The organism is Mesorhizobium sp. BR1-1-16 (genome assembly GCF_020165495.1).
Classification (GTDB): Bacteria; Pseudomonadota; Alphaproteobacteria; order Rhizobiales; family Kaistiaceae; genus Kaistia.
Genome location: NZ_JAIUIE010000012.1, coordinates 88,099 through 103,790, shown reverse-complemented (window position 1 = coordinate 103,790; position 15,692 = coordinate 88,099). Strand labels below are relative to the sequence as shown.

Here is a 15,692-nt window from a genome sequence, read left to right as displayed (position 1 = left end):
AAGGGTCCATCATGAGCAACGCCCCCCTTCCGAACGATTATCTGGAGCGCGTCTATGCCGGCGTGCTCGGCAAGCTGATCGGCGTCTATGTCGGCCGGCCCTTCGAGGGTTGGACCTACCAGAAGATCATGAGCGAGCTTGGCGAGGTCGATTACTACGTCCATGACCGGCTCGGCGTGCCGCTCGTCGTCACGGATGACGATGTGGCCGGCACTTTCACCTTCGTGCGGGCGCTCGAGGACTACGGCGTTTCCGAGGATCTTTCGGCCGAGGATATTGGCAAGTCCTGGCTCAACTATCTCGTCGAGCAGCGCACGGTTCTCTGGTGGGGCGGCAACGGCAATTCGACCGAGCATACCGCCTGGCTCAACCTGAAGCGCGGCGTGCCGGCACCGGCCTCGGGCTCGATCGCCGTGAACGGATCGACGGTGGCCGAGCAGATCGGCGCGCAGATTTTCATCGACGGCTGGGCGATGGTGGCGCCGGGGCAGCCGAAGCTTGCGGCGAAGCTTGCCGAGCAGGCGGGGCTCGTCAGTCATGACGGCGAGAGCGTCTATGCAGCAATGCTCTGGGCTGCCATGGAGGCCGAAGCCTTTGTCTCCGGCGATATCGAGCATCTGATCGAGACGGGTCTCGCGGCCATTCCGCGCGATAGCCTGATCGCGAAGCTCATCGCCGATATCCGCGCCTGGCACAAAGAGTTCTCCGACTGGCGCGACACGCGGCAGAAGATCGAGGACCACTATGGCTACGACAAATATCCCGGCAACTGCCACGTCGTGCCGAACCATGCGCTGATGATCATGGCGATCCTCTATGCGCCGGACGACTTCCAGCGCGCGCAGATGATCGTCAACACGTCCGGCTGGGACACCGACTGCAATGCCGGTAATGTCGGCTGCCTGCTAGGGATCAAGCTCGGCCTCGAGGGCATCGACGCCGGGCCTGATTGGCGCGGCCCGGTGGCCGACCGGCTGCTGATCTCCTCGGCCGATGGCGGCAATGCGATCAACGATGCCGTGCGCACCAGCTATCGGCTGGCGGCGCTCGGCCACAGCCTTGCGGGCTCCAGGGCGCCGGCCGCGCCGAAGGACGGGGCGCAGTTCCACTTTTCGCTGCCGGGCAGCGTGCAGGGCTTCCGCGCCGAGCGCGGCCATGGCCTCGTCGAGCGGACGGAGGTCGAGAACCGTGTCGTGCCGGGCGGCAGGGCGCTTGCAATCGCCTATCGCGGCATCGGTCCTGGCCAGATCGCCGCGGCGACCACGCCGACCTTCACGCCGCCCGAGGTGCTCGCCATGCGCACCTATGAACTGATGGCGACGCCGCTGGTCTATCCGGGGCAGAGACTTGAAGCATCGCTTTCGGCTGAGAGTGGCAATCTCGGCGCTGTCGATGTCGGCTTCCGTCTCAAGGTCTATGGCGCCGACGATGCGCTGCGGACCGTCGACGGGCCGATAACCCGCCTCGCACCTGGAGCCGAGGGCCATCTCGACTGGGTCCTGCCCGATTTCGGCGGCCAGCCGATCGCCGAGATCGGCTTCGTCATCCGCGCCGAAGGCAGCCGTGCCGACGGGGCCATCCTCGTCGATCACCTTCGCTATGGCGGAACACCGGAGCTGCATCTTCGCCGGCCGGACGAGCCGAGCGATTTCTGGCGGATGGCCTGGGTCAATGGCGCCAGCTTCTTCTCCAAGCGCTTTCCGCAATCCTTCCGCCTGTCGCAGGATCGTGGCGAGGGCATCATCATCCATGGCACGCGGGAATGGACCGACTACAAGGTTGCCGCCGACACGATGATCCATCTCGGCAATGAGGCCGGCGTCGCCGTCCGCGTCCAGGGCCTCAGGCGCTATTATGCGGCGCTGCTGTCGCGGGATGGCAAGCTGCGCCTCGTGCGGCAACGCGACGATACTCGCACCGTTCTCGCCGAGACGGCTTTCCCGTGGTCGCTGGAAACGCTCTACGACATGGAGGTCGAGGCCGACGGCCCGACCATCCGCTGCCGCATCGGCAACACCAGCCTTGCCGCGTCGGACGACAGCGCCGAGGCGCTGCAGGATGGTGGCATTGGCCTGCTCGTGCATGAGGGCGCGCTCTCCAGCAACGCCGTCCGCGTCTCGGCGCTTGCCTGACGCGGAGGTCTGCACCGGCGGCCGTCTCCTCCCGAGCCGCCGGTGCCCCCTTGCTTCGGCAGACGCGGCGGCTGATTGTCGGCGTCTTCGTCAGCTGGAGCTCAAGCGTGCCCCCGATCCTCGACCCCCGCCGCGGCGATATCGAGGACGATGCCTCCAGCACCAAGCGGCGCACGCTGGCATCGCTCGCCGGCAGCCTGATCGCCGAGGTCAGCCTGCCGAAGCTCATCGCGGCATGGATCAGCCTCGTCGCGCTGCCGGTGATCGTGCTCGGGCTCGGGCCGCTGATGGTCTCGATCTGGGTCAGCGCCGCCTCGACATCGGCCGAGCGTGTCTTCAATGGGCTCATCCCTCTCGCCGTCGCGGTGGCGCTCGGTGCGGCGGCGTGGTTCGGCGGCAGACCGTTTCTACGGCTGGTCGAAGCGAATTTCTGGTCGCTGAACGCGCTCGCCGTGCAGCCGGGCTATGCGCTTGCCCGGGAGGGGCTGCGGCATCTGGCCGAGCGTAACCTGCCCGAAGCGACGAGTGATGACCGGCGCGACAGCATCCGCGCCGTCTCGGCGGCCGCTGCGGGCTTGCTGGTCTGCGCGCTCTCGATGCTGTTCGTCCTGCTCGCCTTTCCGCATACCCACTGGACCGGCACGCTCGCCGATCTGGCCCAGCCGGGGCACCTCGCACTCGCCGGGCTTTTCAACTGCATCGTGCTGATCGGTGGCTATGTCGCCGTTGCCGCGCTCGTTTGGGGCGTCGCGGACGCGACCATGGATCAGCCACGCGATCTTGCCGGCTTCGCGCCGCGGATTCCCGGTAGCCGGACCTGGCGCGTTGCCCATCTCTCCGACATCCACATCGTGGGCGAGCGCTATGGCTTCCGCATCGAGAGCGGTCGCTCCGGTCCAAGTGGCAATGGCCGGCTGGCAGGGTTGCTGGCCGCACTCGACGTCTTTGATAGGGAGGAGGGCCTCGACCTCGTTCTCATCAGCGGTGACTTGACCGATGCCGGCCGCGCCGCCGAATGGGCCGAGTTCTTCGATGCCATCGCCGCCTTTCCGCGTCTCGCCGCGAAGATGGTCGCCATTCCCGGCAATCACGACTTGAACGTTGTCGATCGCGCGAATCCGGCCCGGCTCGATCTGCCCGGCAGCCCGAACAAGCGGCTCCGCCAGATGCGGCTGCTTGCGGCGCTCGACGCGTTGCAGGGCACAAGGGTGCGTGTCGTCGACGCCGAGACCGGCAAGAGCGGGTCGACCCTCGCCGAAGCGCTCGCCCCGCATGCGGCCGATATCGCCGCCTTCGCCGATACGGGCGCCCGTCGCCTCGGCTCACGGCTCGGCGACGTTTTCGCGGCCACGTTTCCGATGGTTCTGCCACCCGAGACGACGAGCGGGCTCGGCGTGCTGATGCTCAATTCGAACGCCGAGACGCATTTCTCGTTCACCAACGCGCTCGGCTTTGTGCCGCGCGGGCAGGAGGCCGCCATGGCGCGGCTGGTGGCCGAGACGCCGGACGCGATCTGGATCGTGGCGCTGCATCATCACGTCGTCGAATATCCGCGCGCCGCCAAGGCGCTGTCGGAGCGGATCGGTACCGCGCTCGTCAACGGCTCATGGTTCGTCCGCCGCCTGCAGGGGATGTCCCGGACCACCATCGCCATGCACGGGCATCGCCATATCGACTGGATCGGCCGCAGCGGTGGTCTCATCGTTGTTTCCGCGCCGTCGCCGGTGATGAATGTCACCGACGACCAGCCAACCTACTTCTATATCCACGAGATCGGTCGCGATGCGTCGGGCGGCGTCCTTTTGCACGCGCCGCGCCGCGTCGACCTGCCCGGCAGCGGCGCATGATTGACATGGGACAAGGAACCGCGCGCGGCTTCGTTCATTCTCCTTTCATGCACATGACGAGGGAGAAGCGCGAAATGTCCATCCAGGGTCAGACCGTCCGCGAGCAGGCTAATCTCGGACCGCGCGATATCGGCATGCTGCCGTCGCATGTCGACGCCAAGATCAAGCGCGGCGAGGCGCCGGTGAAGGCTCTGCGCGAGTGGCGCGGGCTCAGCCAGATCGAACTCGCCGACCGCTCAGGCGTAGCCATCACCCAGATCACAAGGGCCGAGCGTCGCTATGAGACGTCGCCTGCCGTGCTGCGCTGTCTGGCGCGGGCGCTGCGCGTCCGCGACGACCTTTTGCTCGGCTGAGGCCTTCAACTCAATCTGGTTCGTCAACCCTTGACCGCGCCCGCCGTCAGGCCGGCGACAATGTGCTTCTGCGCTGCGAAGAACACAATGATCGTCGGCAGGATGGTCAGCGTGATAAACGCCAGGATCAACTGCCAGTCGCTCGAATACTCGCCCTGATAGACCATGATCCCGAGGGGCCATGGATATTTGGAATCCGAGTTCAGCAAGATGAGCGGCAGCAGATAGCTGTTCCAGCTTCCGACGAACGAGACGATGCCGACCGTCGCGAGAATCGGGCGCGAAAGCGGCAGCGTGATGTGCCAGAAATAGCCCAGATAGCCGCAGCCATCGACGAAGGCAGCGTCGAACAATTCCTTCGGCACATTCTGGAAGAAGCGGCGGAACAGCAGGATGCTCATGCCGAGCCCGAACGCCACCTGCGGCAGCACGACACCCCAATAGGTATCGAGCAGGCCGAGATCGCGTATGCGGATGAAAAGCGGCAGAATGGCCGTCGCGACCGGGAACATCAGTCCTATCAGGAAGTAGTTGAGCAGAAACGACGAGCCGAAAAACGTCACATGGGCGAAAGTGAAGGCGGCCATGGCGGCGACAGCCAGTGTCAGCGCCACCGTCAGCGTGGCGATGAGGAATGAATTTCCCAACATCTGCCAGTAACGCGCGCTCAGCAGGATGTCGGTATAGTTCGACCACTGCCATTCGCCCGGCAGGCCGAACGGATGGACGCGGAGATCGCCGAGCGTCTTGAAGCCGCCGAGGGCTGTGGTCAGCAGCGGCAAAAGCACGATCGCCGCCACGAAGAACAGACTGACATAGAGATACAGCCAAGTGACGAAGCTCATCCGGTGAGACGAGAAGGCCGAGGCGCGTCGCGCCGGCTTGGTCGGTGTCGCGCCGAGCGTTGTCGGCGCCGTGGGGGCGAGGGTCCGGTCAGTCATTGCGCATGAAGATCCGTCTGTAGCCGAAGGCGAGCGTCACGCAGATGATGAAGAGCACGACGCCGATGGCGCTGCCGAAGCCGACCTTCATGCGCGTGATGCCGTAGGTGTAGAGGAAGGTGACCATGGTCTGCGTCGAGTTCGACGGACCGCCACCGGTCAGCGGCATGATCATGTCGAAGAGCTGGAGCGATCCGACGACGGAGAAGAAGACGGAAAGACGGATCGTTGGGGCAAGCAGCGGCAGCGTGATGCTGCGGAAGCGCTGCCAGCGTGAGGCGCCGTCGATCTCTGCGGCTTCATAGTAGCTCTTGTCGATGTTCTGCAGGCCGGCGATGAACAGCATCATGTGGAAGCCGAAATACTTCCAGACGATCACCGCGAGCACGGCATAGATCGCGAGGTGGCGATCGGCCAGCACATAGGGCGAGGCGACGTTGAACATGCTGGCGATGGCCGCGAAGAGCCCGTAATCGCCGTCATAGACGAAACGCCAGATGAGGCCTGCCGCAACGTCGGCCAGCACATAAGGCATGAAGAAGATCAGGCGGAAGACGACAGCGCCCGGAATACGGTTCGAAACCATCGTCGCGAGCCACAGCGCAAGCGGCAGCTGGATCACGATCGAGACGAGAATGATCAGGAAATTGTTACCGAGCGCCGTCGTGAAGGCCGAGGTACGCCACAGCAGCTCGAAGTTCCTGAAGCCGACGAATTTCTCGGGAAGGCCGTAACCGTTCCAGTCATAGAACGAATACCAGGCGGCTTCGCCCATCGGCAGGATCACGAAGAGCGTGAAAAGCAGAAGGGCAGGCGGCAGGAACAGGACCAGCACCGGCAACTTGCCCTGGATGCCCATGCGCCGTCCTGTCGATACGGCACTTGATACGGAACTCATCGAGGCGCCACCTCCACATGAGGGGAGAAGGGGCGCCGGACCCGAAGGTGCGGCGCCCGCGAGACGGCATGCCCGTTAGTGATCGAGCGCCCAGGCGTCCTGGATCTGCTGCGCCGCGTCCTCGGGCGACATCTGGCCGGAGACGATCTCGACCGAGACATCGTTGACGACGCGGCCGACGGCCGGCCCGAGATCCTGGTCCAGGAAGTTCTGGTGCCAGGTCGAGGCGGCGAGTTGCTCGGCAGCGGATTTGACCAGCGGCTGCCCGATCGCCGAGCCGGCGCCCACCGCGGCGGGGATGATGAGGTTCTTGCTCGCCATCATCGTCTGGTTTTCCTTGTTCGTCAGGAAAGCCGCGAAGTCGAGCGCCTCAGGCGGTGCGTTCTTGGTGAGAACCCAGCCATTGATGCCGCCCATCGTATCGGTCAGCTTGCCCGCGCCGCCCGCAACGGTCGGGAAGGGGAACATGCCGATATCGTTCTCGTCGAGACCCTTGCCGTCGGCAGCCAGCGTGTGCTGCTGGACGGTCGTCGAGTCGAAGCCGAGCAGCATCGCTGCCTTGCCGTCGGCGAACATGCCGACCGGGACCGGCCATTTCGTGCCGAGATAGCCCTGCTGGAACGGCTCGAGCTTGCCGAGCGCCGCGAGATCCGCGCCGGCCTTCACGAAAGCTTCTGACTTGAAGCCATCGCCTTCGCTGGCCTTGGCCGCGTCGAACGCCGCCTTGCCGCCCTCGCGCATGGCGAGATAGCCCCAATAGAAATGGATCGGCCACTTGTCGCCGCCGCCACCAGCGATCGGGGTGATACCGGCATCTTTGAGCTTCTTCACCGCGGCCAGGAAATCATCCCAGCTCTTGATCGAGGCGGCGTCGACGCCGGCCTTTTCGAACAGCTTCTTGTTGTAATAGAAGCTGACGAGGCCCGTCTGATAGGGCACGGCGTAGATCTTGCCGTCGACCGTGAGACCGTTCACCAGCGCCGGGCTGTAGACGGCCTTCAGCTTGCCGCCATCGGCGTCCATCGCCTCGGTGACGTCCTTGATCGCGCCGGTCTCTGCCTGCGCCGCCAGCACGCCGCCACCCCAGGTGTAGAAGAGATGCGGCGGATCATTCGACTGCAGCAGCGTCGGCAGCTTGGCCTTGAACGCCTCGTTCTCGAGGAACTGCATCTCGATCTTCACACCGGGATGCGCCGCCTCATAATTCTTGACGATTTCGTCCCAGGCCGCCCCAATGCCGGGATCAGTGTTGAGATGCATCCATTTCACGGTGACATCGGCCATGGCCGACGAGGCCGAGATGGCGAGCGCGACGGATGCGCCCAAAAGGCTCTTGAGCTTCATGCAGGTCCTCCCAGACTTGGCCGGGCTCCTCAACCCGGGCGTCACTTAAATAAATGATGCGGAATAAATCTGGTCCCGTTTGCCGATGGCTGTCAAGGGGAGGTGAGAAATGCTGCCCTGCAACACGGCAATGTGCCGTTGACACGTTCTTGGCGGGATGAGAATAACTGCCTGACCCGGATTAAATGACACCCGCCCGATGAAAACCGCCGATCCCGAATTGATGCGCGCGATCAATCGCTTCCATGTGATGGACGCGATTCGTCGGTTCGGGCCGATTGCGCGTGTCGAGATTTGCGACCGGACAGATCTCTCGGCGACGACGGTGTCGGCGATCACGGGCGCCCTGCTCGATGACGGGCTCGTGATCACACACCAGCTCGGCGGCATCCGCGACGCCGCAAGGGGCCGGCCGCGCGTCCTGCTCGACCTCAATCCGGATGCCGCGCATGTCGTCGGTGCTCGCATCGCGCCGGACCGCATCACGATTGCCACCACCAATTTCCGCGCTGACGTCCGTGCCAGCCTGACGCTGCCCGTGCGCGTCGGGCGCCATTCCGTACCGGTGGCCGTCGATCTGATCGAGGACGGGATAAGGCGCTGCGTCGCCGATGCAGGCCTCGAACTCAGCCAGATTTCAGGCGTCTGCGTCGGCATTCCCGGCGTGGTCGAGCGTGGCGCCGGCATCTGCCGCGCCAGCCCGCTTTTCGGCGAGCGCGACATTCCGCTGGCGGCTGAGCTGACGCAGCGGCTCGACGGCGTGGTTGCGACGATCGACAGCGACGTCAACCTGGTGACGCTGGCCGAGCATTGGTTCGGACAGGCGCGGGGTCTTGATGACTTCCTCGTCGTCTCGGTGGAACTCGGCCTCGGGCTTGGTATTCTCCACAAGGGCGAATTGTTCCGTGGCGCCAACGGGCTCGGTCCGGATCTGGGCGACCTTCTCGCCCGGCCGCCGAACGGCAATGGTCTCGTCCGCCTCGCCTCGATCGCGTCGGAAGAAAGCCTTCTCTCCGATGCACGCGCCGCCTTGGCCGGGACGGAGCATGAGCATGCGTTCCGCCTTGGCCGCGGCATGGAAAAGGTGCTTGAGCGCGCCAAGGCGGGCGATCCGGCGATCGTTGCCCTGCTGCGCGCCGCCGGCGAGGCGCTTGGTTTCGCCATCGCCAACCTGATCGTCCTCTTCGCGCCGCCAAAAGTGATCCTGGCGGGGCCGGCACTTGCCGCCGGCGACGCGCTGGTCGCGCCGCTGCGCGAGACGGTCGCGGCCCTGTTGCCGCCGAGTCTTGCCGATGTGGCCGATCTGGTGGTGCATGAATGGACTGAGGATATCTGGGCGCGCGGAGCGGCGGCGATGACGCTGCGCGATCTCTACGGCGCGCCTTGGGGAACAACGGGACCGGCGCCGCATCGCTGATGCGGCCAGCCGGCATAGATTTTCGAGGAGGTACAGAGCATGACGGATCGGGTCGGGATCGGCTTCATCGGCTGCGGCAATATCAGCGCCGCCTATCTCAAGGCGGCGCGGGGCTTTCCGCTGCTCGACGTGCGCGGCGTCGCCGATCTCAATGCCGCGGCGGCAGAGGCGCGGGCGTCGGAATTTGGCCTGAAGGCCATGTCGATCGACGCGATGCTCGCCGATCCCGCGATCGAGATCATCGTCAATCTCACCATTCCCAAGGCGCATGTCGAAGTCGGCCTCCGCGCCGTCGCTGCCGGCAAGCATGTCCACTCAGAGAAGCCGCTCGGCATTGCGACGGCAGAGGCGAAGAAGCTCGTCGAGGCGGCGAAGGCCAAAGGCGTGCGCATCGGCGCGGCGCCAGACACCTTCTTCGGCGGTGCACAGCAGACCTCGCGCAAGCTGGTCGATGAGGGCGCCATCGGCACGCCGCTCGGCGGCACGGCCTTCTTCATGTGCCCGGGTCATGAGCGCTGGCACCCCAATCCCGCCTTCTATTATCTCGACGGCGGCGGGCCGATGCTCGACATGGGCCCCTATTATGTGACCAGCCTCGTCAACCTGCTCGGCCCGGTCGAGAGCGTCGCGGGCGTCGCCACCAAGCTGCGCGACGAACGCCTCGTGACCTCCGAACCGCTGAAGGGGACGAAGATCCCGGTCGAAGTCGCGACCCACGTTGCCGGCACGATGAAATTCGTTTCGGGTGCGGTCGTCTCGATCGCCATGAGCTTCGACGTGCCCCGGCATCGCCACAGCCCGATCGAGCTCTATGGCTCGAATGCCTCGTTGCTGGTGCCGGATCCCAATCATTTCGGCGGCGAAATCATGCTGGCAACGGCGTCGGATGACTGGAAATCGGTGCCGACGGAACATGCCTATGCCGACGGAAATTTCCGCGTCATCGGTGTCGCCGACATGGCCGATGCCATCCGCACCGGCCGGCCGCATCGTGCGAACGGTGATCTTGCCTTCCACGTGCTTGAAGTGATGGAAGCGTTCCAGCGCTCCTCCGACGAGGGCCGGCACATCGCGATGACGACGCGGCCGGAGCGGCCGGCGCCGCTTCCGGTCGGCCCCGGAATTTTCGGCTGATTTGGACAGGAAGGACAAGACCATGCGCGAGGCACTGATCGTCTGGGGCGGCTGGAGCGGGCATGAGCCCGAACAGGGCTCCAAGGTGATTGCGGCAATGCTCGAGGAGGAAGGTTTCAAGGTCTATGTCGAGAACACGACAGAGGCCTTCGCCGATCCCTCGATTGCCGATCTGTCGCTGATCGTTCCGATCTTCACGATGTCGAAGATCGAGAAGGAAGAACTCGAGAACCTCACCCGGGCCGTCAAGGGCGGCGTCGGCCTCGGCGGCTATCATGGCGGCATGGGCGACGCGTTCCGCGACGCGACCGAATATCAGTTCATGGTCGGCGGCCAGTGGGTCGCCCATCCGGGCAACATCATCGACTACCATGTCGACGTGGTGAAGCCCGAAGATCCGATCATGGAAGGCATCCCGGCGCGCTTCCCCTACCGCTCCGAGCAGTACTACATGCATGTCGATCCTTCGAACGAGGTCCTCGCGACCACGACGTTCAATGGCGATCATGCTTCATGGATCGACGGCACGGTGATGCCGGTGGTCTGGAAGCGGCGCTATGGCGAGGGACGCGTCTTCTATTCCTCGCTCGGCCATGTCGCGAGCGAGTTCGAGGTTCCCGAAATGAAGACGATCGTCCGCCGCGGCCTCCTTTGGGCCGCGCGCTGAGGCGCTGATCAATCCAGGGCGGCTGGCGTCCAGGCGCCGCCGCCTTTGGCCGATGCCACCGCGGCGGCGACGAATTTGACGCCGCGGGCGCCGTCGACGACGTCAGGCACAAAGCTGGCGCGGCCGGCCGCAATCTCGCCCTTGCCCCTGTGCGCGCGGATGATCTCGGCGGCGTCCCGATAAAGGTTGGCGAACGCCTCGATATAACCCTCGGGATGGGCGGCCGGCATGCGCGAGACGCGCTGCGCCTCGCCAGCCGAGCCGAAGCCGCCGCGGATGATGGTCCGCGCTTCCTCGCCATAGCGGGCGTGGCGCAGTTCCTCCGGCGCCGTGCCGCGCCATTCGAGGCTCGCCTTCGAGCCGTGAATGCGCACGGAGAGATCGTTGTAGTGGCCGGGCGAAGTCTGGCTTGCGATCAGTGTTCCGCGCGCGCCGCCTGTCCAGCGGACGAGGAGATGGGCGTTGTCGTCGAGCCGGCGGCCCGGCACCGCCGTGAAGAGATCGGCCGACACCGCTTCGGCCTGACGACCCGAGATGAAGGCAGCGAGATTAAAGGCGTGCACGCCGATATCGGCGAGGACCGCGGATTCGCCGGCGCGGGCGGGGTCGGTGCGCCATTCGGCCTGCTTCTGGCCCTCGGCGTCGATCGGCAATGTCAGCCAATCCTGGATATAGGCGGCGTGGATGGCGACGATCTCGCCGAGTTCGCCAGCTGCCACCATTTCGCGCGCCTGACGGACCATCGCATAGCCCGTGTTGTTGAGCGTCACGATGAATTTGCGGTTGCGGGCGGCCGTCAGCGCGACCAGCGCTTCCGCCTCGGGAAGCGTCGTCGAGAGCGGCTTGTCGCAGATGACGTCGATGCCGGCCTCGAGGAAGGCGGTGGCGATGGGCGCATGCAGATGGTTCGGCGTCACGATCACGACGGCTTCGATGCCGTCGGGCCTGCCGGCCTCGGCGGCCGCCATGGCGCGGTAGTCGGCATAGGCACGGTCCGGCGCAATGCCGAGCTCGGCGGCCGATGCTGCGGCGGTGTCGGGATGTGACGACAGGGCGCCGGCGACCAGGGCGATCCGGTCGTCGAGCCGCATGGCGAGGCGATGCACGGCGCCGATGAAGGCGCCCTGTCCACCGCCCACCATGCCGACCCGAAGCCGCTGCTGCTGCGCGCCATCGGCGGTGGCATAGACCATGTTCAACCTCCCTCTCATCTTCCGTTCGGTTGACGATAGCCGGCCGGGCGTCAATTTCGAAGAGGATTTCCATTTTTGAGATTGCGAAATGATCGTGCCGCTATAGCTTCGATTTCGCCCCGGCCGATCCTGCGGCCGGAAGGGGAGATGGCATGGCGGAACGCAAGAAGGCCGATGCGAAGCCTGCCCGAGGCGCGGAGCCGCCGCGCGAGATCCGCGACGAGGTCGAGGGCGAAGCCTCGGGCCGTAAATCGGCGCTCGGCTACACCAAACCGCGCACCTATGAGGAATTGCGGGCCGTCCTCGCCTCGGGCACGCTGCATTTTCCAAAGCGGCTGCGCCAGGTCGCCATCTTCCTGTGGCAGCATCCCGACGATGTCGCGCTCGGCACGATCGTTCAGGTGGCCGAGCAGGCCGGCGTGCAGCCCTCGACGCTGGTGCGCTTTGCCAAGACCTTCGGCTTCGCCGGCTTTTCGGATCTGCAGGGCCTGTTCAAGGATCATGTGAAGGGCTCCTGGCCGGAGGCGCGCGGCCGTGCCGAGCCGACCTCTCGCTCGGAAACGCATGCTGAGCTTCATTTTCTTGGCGGCATCGTCGCTGCCGCACGCGCTTCGCTCGACCGTATCGGCGAGAGTTTCGATGTCGCTTCCTTCGAAGCGATGATCGAGGTGCTTGCCGGCGCGGACCTCATCTATCTCGTCGGCAGCAAGCGCGCCTTTCCGGTCACGGCCTATCTGTCGCTGACGCTGTCGCAGCAGGGTGTACGGAACGTTCTCGTCGACAATGTCGGTTCGACCGCTTTCGACCAGATCGGCTGCATTGGCCGCGGCGACGCCCTGCTGGCGGTCAGTTTCAGCCCCTACAATTCGATAACGCCCGATCTCGTCGCGGTCGCGCATGAGCGTAGCGCGCAGATCGTGACAATTACCGACAGCACATTTTCGCCGCTGATCCCGCTTTCGACGCGCTGGATCGAAGTGATCGAATCCGATTTCGCCGGCTTCCGGTCGCTTGCCGCCTCGCTCTCGGTCGGCATGGCGCTGGTGCACGGCGTCGTGGCGAAACGGAGCGCCGGCCGTCGCCAAGCCCGTTGACGGGCGGGAATTTCCATTCCATATTCTAGAAAATAGAAAATGCGTTCTCTGGGAGGAGAGCCGTGCATTTGAGGGGCAGCGGACCTTATCGGTTCCGGCGCGTGATGGCGTGCGCGTGCAGCGAGGGTTCGCGGTGAGCGCTCCCCGCGATCCGCGCGCAGTCTTGCAGCCAGCGCTGCTGACCAGCCTTCCGGCTGCCGTGGCGCGGCCGGCCTATGATCGCGCAGCCGTAACGCGCGGCATCGCCCATATCGGCGTCGGCGCTTTCCACCGCGCCCATCAGGCTGAATTCACCGACGATCTTCTGGCTGGCGGGACGACGCGCTGGGGCATCGCCGGCATCAATATCCGTCCGCCAAGGCTCACCGAAACGCTCGGCCGCCAGCAGGGGCTCTATACAAGGCTCATCCGCGAGGACCAGAGTGTGGCGGCGCGGGTGATAGGCAGCATCGTGTCGGTCACCGACAGCCAGGAGAGCGCGGCGCCTGCTCTCGCGGTGCTCGCCGCGCCGGACATCGATGTCATCACGATGACCGTGACCGAAAAGGGCTACTGTCACACCCCGGCGACCGGCGCGCTCGACGCCTCGCGGCCTGAAATCGTCCATGACCTCGCTGATCCGGAAGCGCCGACAAGCCTGCCGGGATTGATCCTCCGCGCTCTTGAATTGCGCATGCGCAGCCATGGCCGGCCGGTCACGGTCGTCAGCTGCGATAACATTCCGGCAAATGGCGACATTCTCGGCGCGGTGGTTCGGGAGCTTGCGGCGCGGCGCGGGGGAGGGCTCGCGGGTTGGATCGAGGCCAATGTCTCCTTCCCCGGCACGATGGTCGACAGGATCGCCCCGGCGACCTCCGAGACAGACTATGCCTTTGTCGAGAACCAGTTCGGCTATCGCGACGATGCGGTGGTGGTGGGCGAGCCGTTCCGCCAATGGGTGATCGAGAACCGCTTCGCCGGTCCGTTCCCCGCCTTTGACAGCGTCGGCGCCACTTTCGTCGAGGACGTCACGGCGTTCGAGCATCTCAAGATGCGCATTCTCAACGGCGCGCAGACGTCGCTTTGCTATCTCGGCGTCCTCGCCGCTCACGCGCACACATTCGACGACATGGCAGATCCGCTGCTGGCCGGCTTCGCGCGGCGGATGCTGATCGAGGAGAGCCTGCCGACGCTGGCGCCGGTGCCTGGCATCGACCCGGCGGTCTATGTCGAACAGAGCCTTGCGCGGCTTCGCAACACCGCGATCCGGCATCGCAATCACCAGATCGCCACCGACGGTTCGCAGAAGATCGTCCAGCGCCTGCTCAATCCGATCCGCGACCGTCTCGCGGCCGGCGCCGGCATCGAGCTTCTCTCGCTCGCCGTGGCTGGATGGATGGCCTATCTCGTCCGCGCCTCGGCGCGGTTCGGCAATGCCTGGTCAGCCGACGATCCCTTTGCCGGCCGTGTCGCCGCGATCGCCGATCGCGTGGGCGCCGATCCCGCCGGGCTCACCGACGGCATCCTCGCCATTGACGCAATCTTTGCGCCGCCGCTCGCCGCCGACCCGCGGTTTCGTGCGGCAGTAACGCGCCATCTTGGCGGGCTGCTCGGGGCCGATCCGATGGCACACGTGCGGCGCGTCATGGCGCATGAGGGCTGGCAGGACGCATGATGCTGGAGGGAACGACAACATGAAGCTCGGATTGCTGACGGCGCCATTTCCGGATCTGCCGCTCACCGCGGTCGCCGACTGGGCGGGTGCGAATGGTTTCGGCGTGCTCGAAGTCGCCTGCTGGCCAAAGACGTCCGGGCCGACCCGCCGCTATGCCGGCACCGTTCATATCGACGTCGCCGCGATCTCGGCCTCGGAAGGGCGGGAACTCGTCGCCGAACTCGGCGAGAAGGGCGTCACGATCTCGGCGCTCGGCTATTATCCAAACCCGCTTCATCCCGATCCGGCGCATCGCGCAGCGGTCATCGACCATCTGAAGACAGTCATTTCTGCCGCCGGGTGCATCGGCGTGCCGCTGGTCAACACCTTCCTTGGCGGCGATGCCGCGAAATCGGTCGATGCCAACTGGCAGGACGCGATGACCATCTGGCCGGCGATCGCCGCCCATGCGCGCGATAATGGCGTTCGTATCGCGATCGAGAATTGCCCGATGATCTTCAGCCAGGACGAATGGCCAGGCGGGCACAACATTGCCTATGCGCCGGTCATCTGGCGGCGGATCATCGAGGCGTTCGGCGGCGAGATCGGCATGAATTTCGATCCCTCGCATCTCGTCTGGCAGATGATCGACCAGGCGCGGTTCATTCGTGAGTTCGGTCCGCATATGGCGCATGTGCATGCCAAGGACCTGATGATCGATCGCGACGGCCTCTATGAGCGTGGCATCCTCTCGGCCGGCATCGGCTGGCAGGTGCCCCGTATGCCGGGGCTCGGCGAAGTCGACTGGCCGGGCTTCTTCTCCGGCCTCTACCGCGCTGGCTATGACGGCCCGATCGTCATCGAGCACGAGGATCGGCAGTTCGAGGGCAGCGAGGAGAAGGTGAAGCGCGGCTTCCTGCTTGCGCGCGATGTTCTGAGCCCGCTGGTCAAATGACCGGCGGCAGGCGAAAGTGACCGGGCCGAAAAGAGCAACAACACCGACCCGGTCCGGGGCGGGACCAAGTCGAACGATACAACA

The 15,692-nt window shown here is 65.3% G+C and carries 13 protein-coding genes; 9 read left to right on the top strand and 4 right to left on the bottom strand.

Going from position 1 to position 15,692, the window contains the following annotated elements; genetic code table 11:
* Positions 1-11: 11 nt before the first annotated feature.
* The 3 genes from LB518_RS20650 (at position 12) to LB518_RS20640 (ending at position 4,332) form a co-directional block, all read left to right on the top strand.
* On the top strand, positions 12-2,132 hold the full coding sequence (locus LB518_RS20650; RefSeq protein WP_224579702.1) for an ADP-ribosylglycohydrolase family protein: 2,121 nt from the start codon (positions 12-14) through the stop codon (positions 2,130-2,132).
* A 107-nt stretch (positions 2,133-2,239) separates the two neighbouring features.
* Positions 2,240-3,979 (top strand): metallophosphoesterase family protein, encoded by a 1,740-nt coding sequence (locus LB518_RS24855; RefSeq protein WP_224579701.1) that lies wholly within the window; start codon positions 2,240-2,242, stop codon positions 3,977-3,979.
* Positions 3,980-4,053: 74 nt separating this feature from the next.
* Complete coding sequence (locus LB518_RS20640; RefSeq protein WP_224579700.1) at positions 4,054-4,332, top strand: helix-turn-helix domain-containing protein; 279 nt, start codon at positions 4,054-4,056, stop codon at positions 4,330-4,332.
* 23 nt (positions 4,333-4,355) lie between these two features.
* Here the strand turns inward: LB518_RS20640 and LB518_RS20635 are convergent, their stop codons facing one another.
* The 3 genes from LB518_RS20635 to LB518_RS20625 form a co-directional block, all read right to left on the bottom strand.
* The gene (locus tag LB518_RS20635; protein WP_224579749.1) at positions 4,356-5,177 is read right to left on the bottom strand and encodes a carbohydrate ABC transporter permease; all 822 of its coding nucleotides are present in this window, start codon (positions 5,175-5,177) and stop codon (positions 4,356-4,358) included.
* An 88-nt stretch (positions 5,178-5,265) separates the two neighbouring features.
* Positions 5,266-6,132: a carbohydrate ABC transporter permease gene (locus LB518_RS20630; protein WP_224579748.1), complete on the bottom strand. Its 867-nt coding sequence runs from the start codon at positions 6,130-6,132 to the stop codon at positions 5,266-5,268.
* A 114-nt stretch (positions 6,133-6,246) separates the two neighbouring features.
* Entirely contained in the window at positions 6,247-7,515 is a 1,269-nt protein-coding gene (locus LB518_RS20625; RefSeq protein ID WP_502845858.1) for an ABC transporter substrate-binding protein, read from the bottom strand.
* A gap of 199 nt (positions 7,516-7,714) precedes the next feature.
* On the opposite strand from LB518_RS20625, the gene LB518_RS20620 reads away from it, so the two are divergent.
* The 3 genes from LB518_RS20620 to LB518_RS20610 are packed head-to-tail and all read left to right on the top strand — an operon-like array spanning position 7,715 to position 10,733.
* On the top strand, positions 7,715-8,932 hold the full coding sequence (locus LB518_RS20620; RefSeq protein WP_224579699.1) for an ROK family transcriptional regulator: 1,218 nt from the start codon (positions 7,715-7,717) through the stop codon (positions 8,930-8,932).
* Between the two features lie 39 nt (positions 8,933-8,971).
* On the top strand, positions 8,972-10,066 hold the full coding sequence (locus tag LB518_RS20615) for a Gfo/Idh/MocA family protein (protein ID WP_224579698.1): 1,095 nt from the start codon (positions 8,972-8,974) through the stop codon (positions 10,064-10,066).
* 22 nt (positions 10,067-10,088) lie between these two features.
* Positions 10,089-10,733 carry a ThuA domain-containing protein gene (locus LB518_RS20610; protein ID WP_224579697.1) on the top strand — a complete coding sequence of 215 codons (645 nt, stop codon included), beginning with the start codon at positions 10,089-10,091 and terminating at the stop codon, positions 10,731-10,733.
* Positions 10,734-10,741: 8 nt separating this feature from the next.
* Here the strand turns inward: LB518_RS20610 and LB518_RS20605 are convergent, their stop codons facing one another.
* Positions 10,742-11,926 carry a Gfo/Idh/MocA family protein gene (locus LB518_RS20605; RefSeq protein WP_224579696.1) on the bottom strand — a complete coding sequence of 395 codons (1,185 nt, stop codon included), beginning with the start codon at positions 11,924-11,926 and terminating at the stop codon, positions 10,742-10,744.
* Positions 11,927-12,078: 152 nt separating this feature from the next.
* Between LB518_RS20605 and LB518_RS20600 the strand changes: the two genes are divergently transcribed.
* The 3 genes from LB518_RS20600 to LB518_RS20590 all read left to right on the top strand — a co-directional run bounded on the left by LB518_RS20600 (position 12,079) and on the right by LB518_RS20590 (position 15,608).
* Positions 12,079-13,020 carry a MurR/RpiR family transcriptional regulator gene (locus LB518_RS20600; RefSeq protein ID WP_224579695.1) on the top strand — a complete coding sequence of 314 codons (942 nt, stop codon included), beginning with the start codon at positions 12,079-12,081 and terminating at the stop codon, positions 13,018-13,020.
* A gap of 133 nt (positions 13,021-13,153) precedes the next feature.
* Positions 13,154-14,674, top strand: a complete 1,521-nt coding sequence (locus tag LB518_RS20595) for a mannitol dehydrogenase family protein (RefSeq protein ID WP_224579694.1) — start codon at positions 13,154-13,156, stop codon at positions 14,672-14,674.
* A 19-nt stretch (positions 14,675-14,693) separates the two neighbouring features.
* Positions 14,694-15,608, top strand: coding sequence for a sugar phosphate isomerase/epimerase family protein (locus tag LB518_RS20590; protein ID WP_224579693.1), 915 nt, complete (start codon positions 14,694-14,696; stop codon positions 15,606-15,608).
* Positions 15,609-15,692: the final 84 nt, after the last annotated feature.

Excerpts from the sequence above, each read along its gene's own strand:
- LB518_RS20590 (WP_224579693.1), top strand. The coding sequence starts at position 14,694 with ATGAAGCTCGGATTGCTGACGGCGCCATTTCCGGATCTGCCGCTCACC.
- LB518_RS20610 (WP_224579697.1), top strand. The coding sequence starts at position 10,089 with ATGCGCGAGGCACTGATCGTCTGGGGCGGCTGGAGCGGGCATGAGCCC.
- LB518_RS20650 (WP_224579702.1), top strand. The coding sequence starts at position 12 with ATGAGCAACGCCCCCCTTCCGAACGATTATCTGGAGCGCGTCTATGCC.
- LB518_RS20615 (WP_224579698.1), top strand. The coding sequence starts at position 8,972 with ATGACGGATCGGGTCGGGATCGGCTTCATCGGCTGCGGCAATATCAGC.
- LB518_RS20630 (WP_224579748.1), bottom strand. The coding sequence starts at position 6,132 with ATGGGCATCCAGGGCAAGTTGCCGGTGCTGGTCCTGTTCCTGCCGCCT.
- LB518_RS20620 (WP_224579699.1), top strand. The coding sequence starts at position 7,715 with ATGAAAACCGCCGATCCCGAATTGATGCGCGCGATCAATCGCTTCCAT.
- LB518_RS20625 (WP_502845858.1), bottom strand. The coding sequence starts at position 7,515 with ATGAAGCTCAAGAGCCTTTTGGGCGCATCCGTCGCGCTCGCCATCTCG.
- LB518_RS20635 (WP_224579749.1), bottom strand. The coding sequence starts at position 5,177 with ATGAGCTTCGTCACTTGGCTGTATCTCTATGTCAGTCTGTTCTTCGTG.
- LB518_RS20600 (WP_224579695.1), top strand. The coding sequence starts at position 12,079 with ATGGCGGAACGCAAGAAGGCCGATGCGAAGCCTGCCCGAGGCGCGGAG.
- LB518_RS20605 (WP_224579696.1), bottom strand. The coding sequence starts at position 11,926 with ATGGTCTATGCCACCGCCGATGGCGCGCAGCAGCAGCGGCTTCGGGTC.
- LB518_RS20640 (WP_224579700.1), top strand. The coding sequence starts at position 4,054 with ATGTCCATCCAGGGTCAGACCGTCCGCGAGCAGGCTAATCTCGGACCG.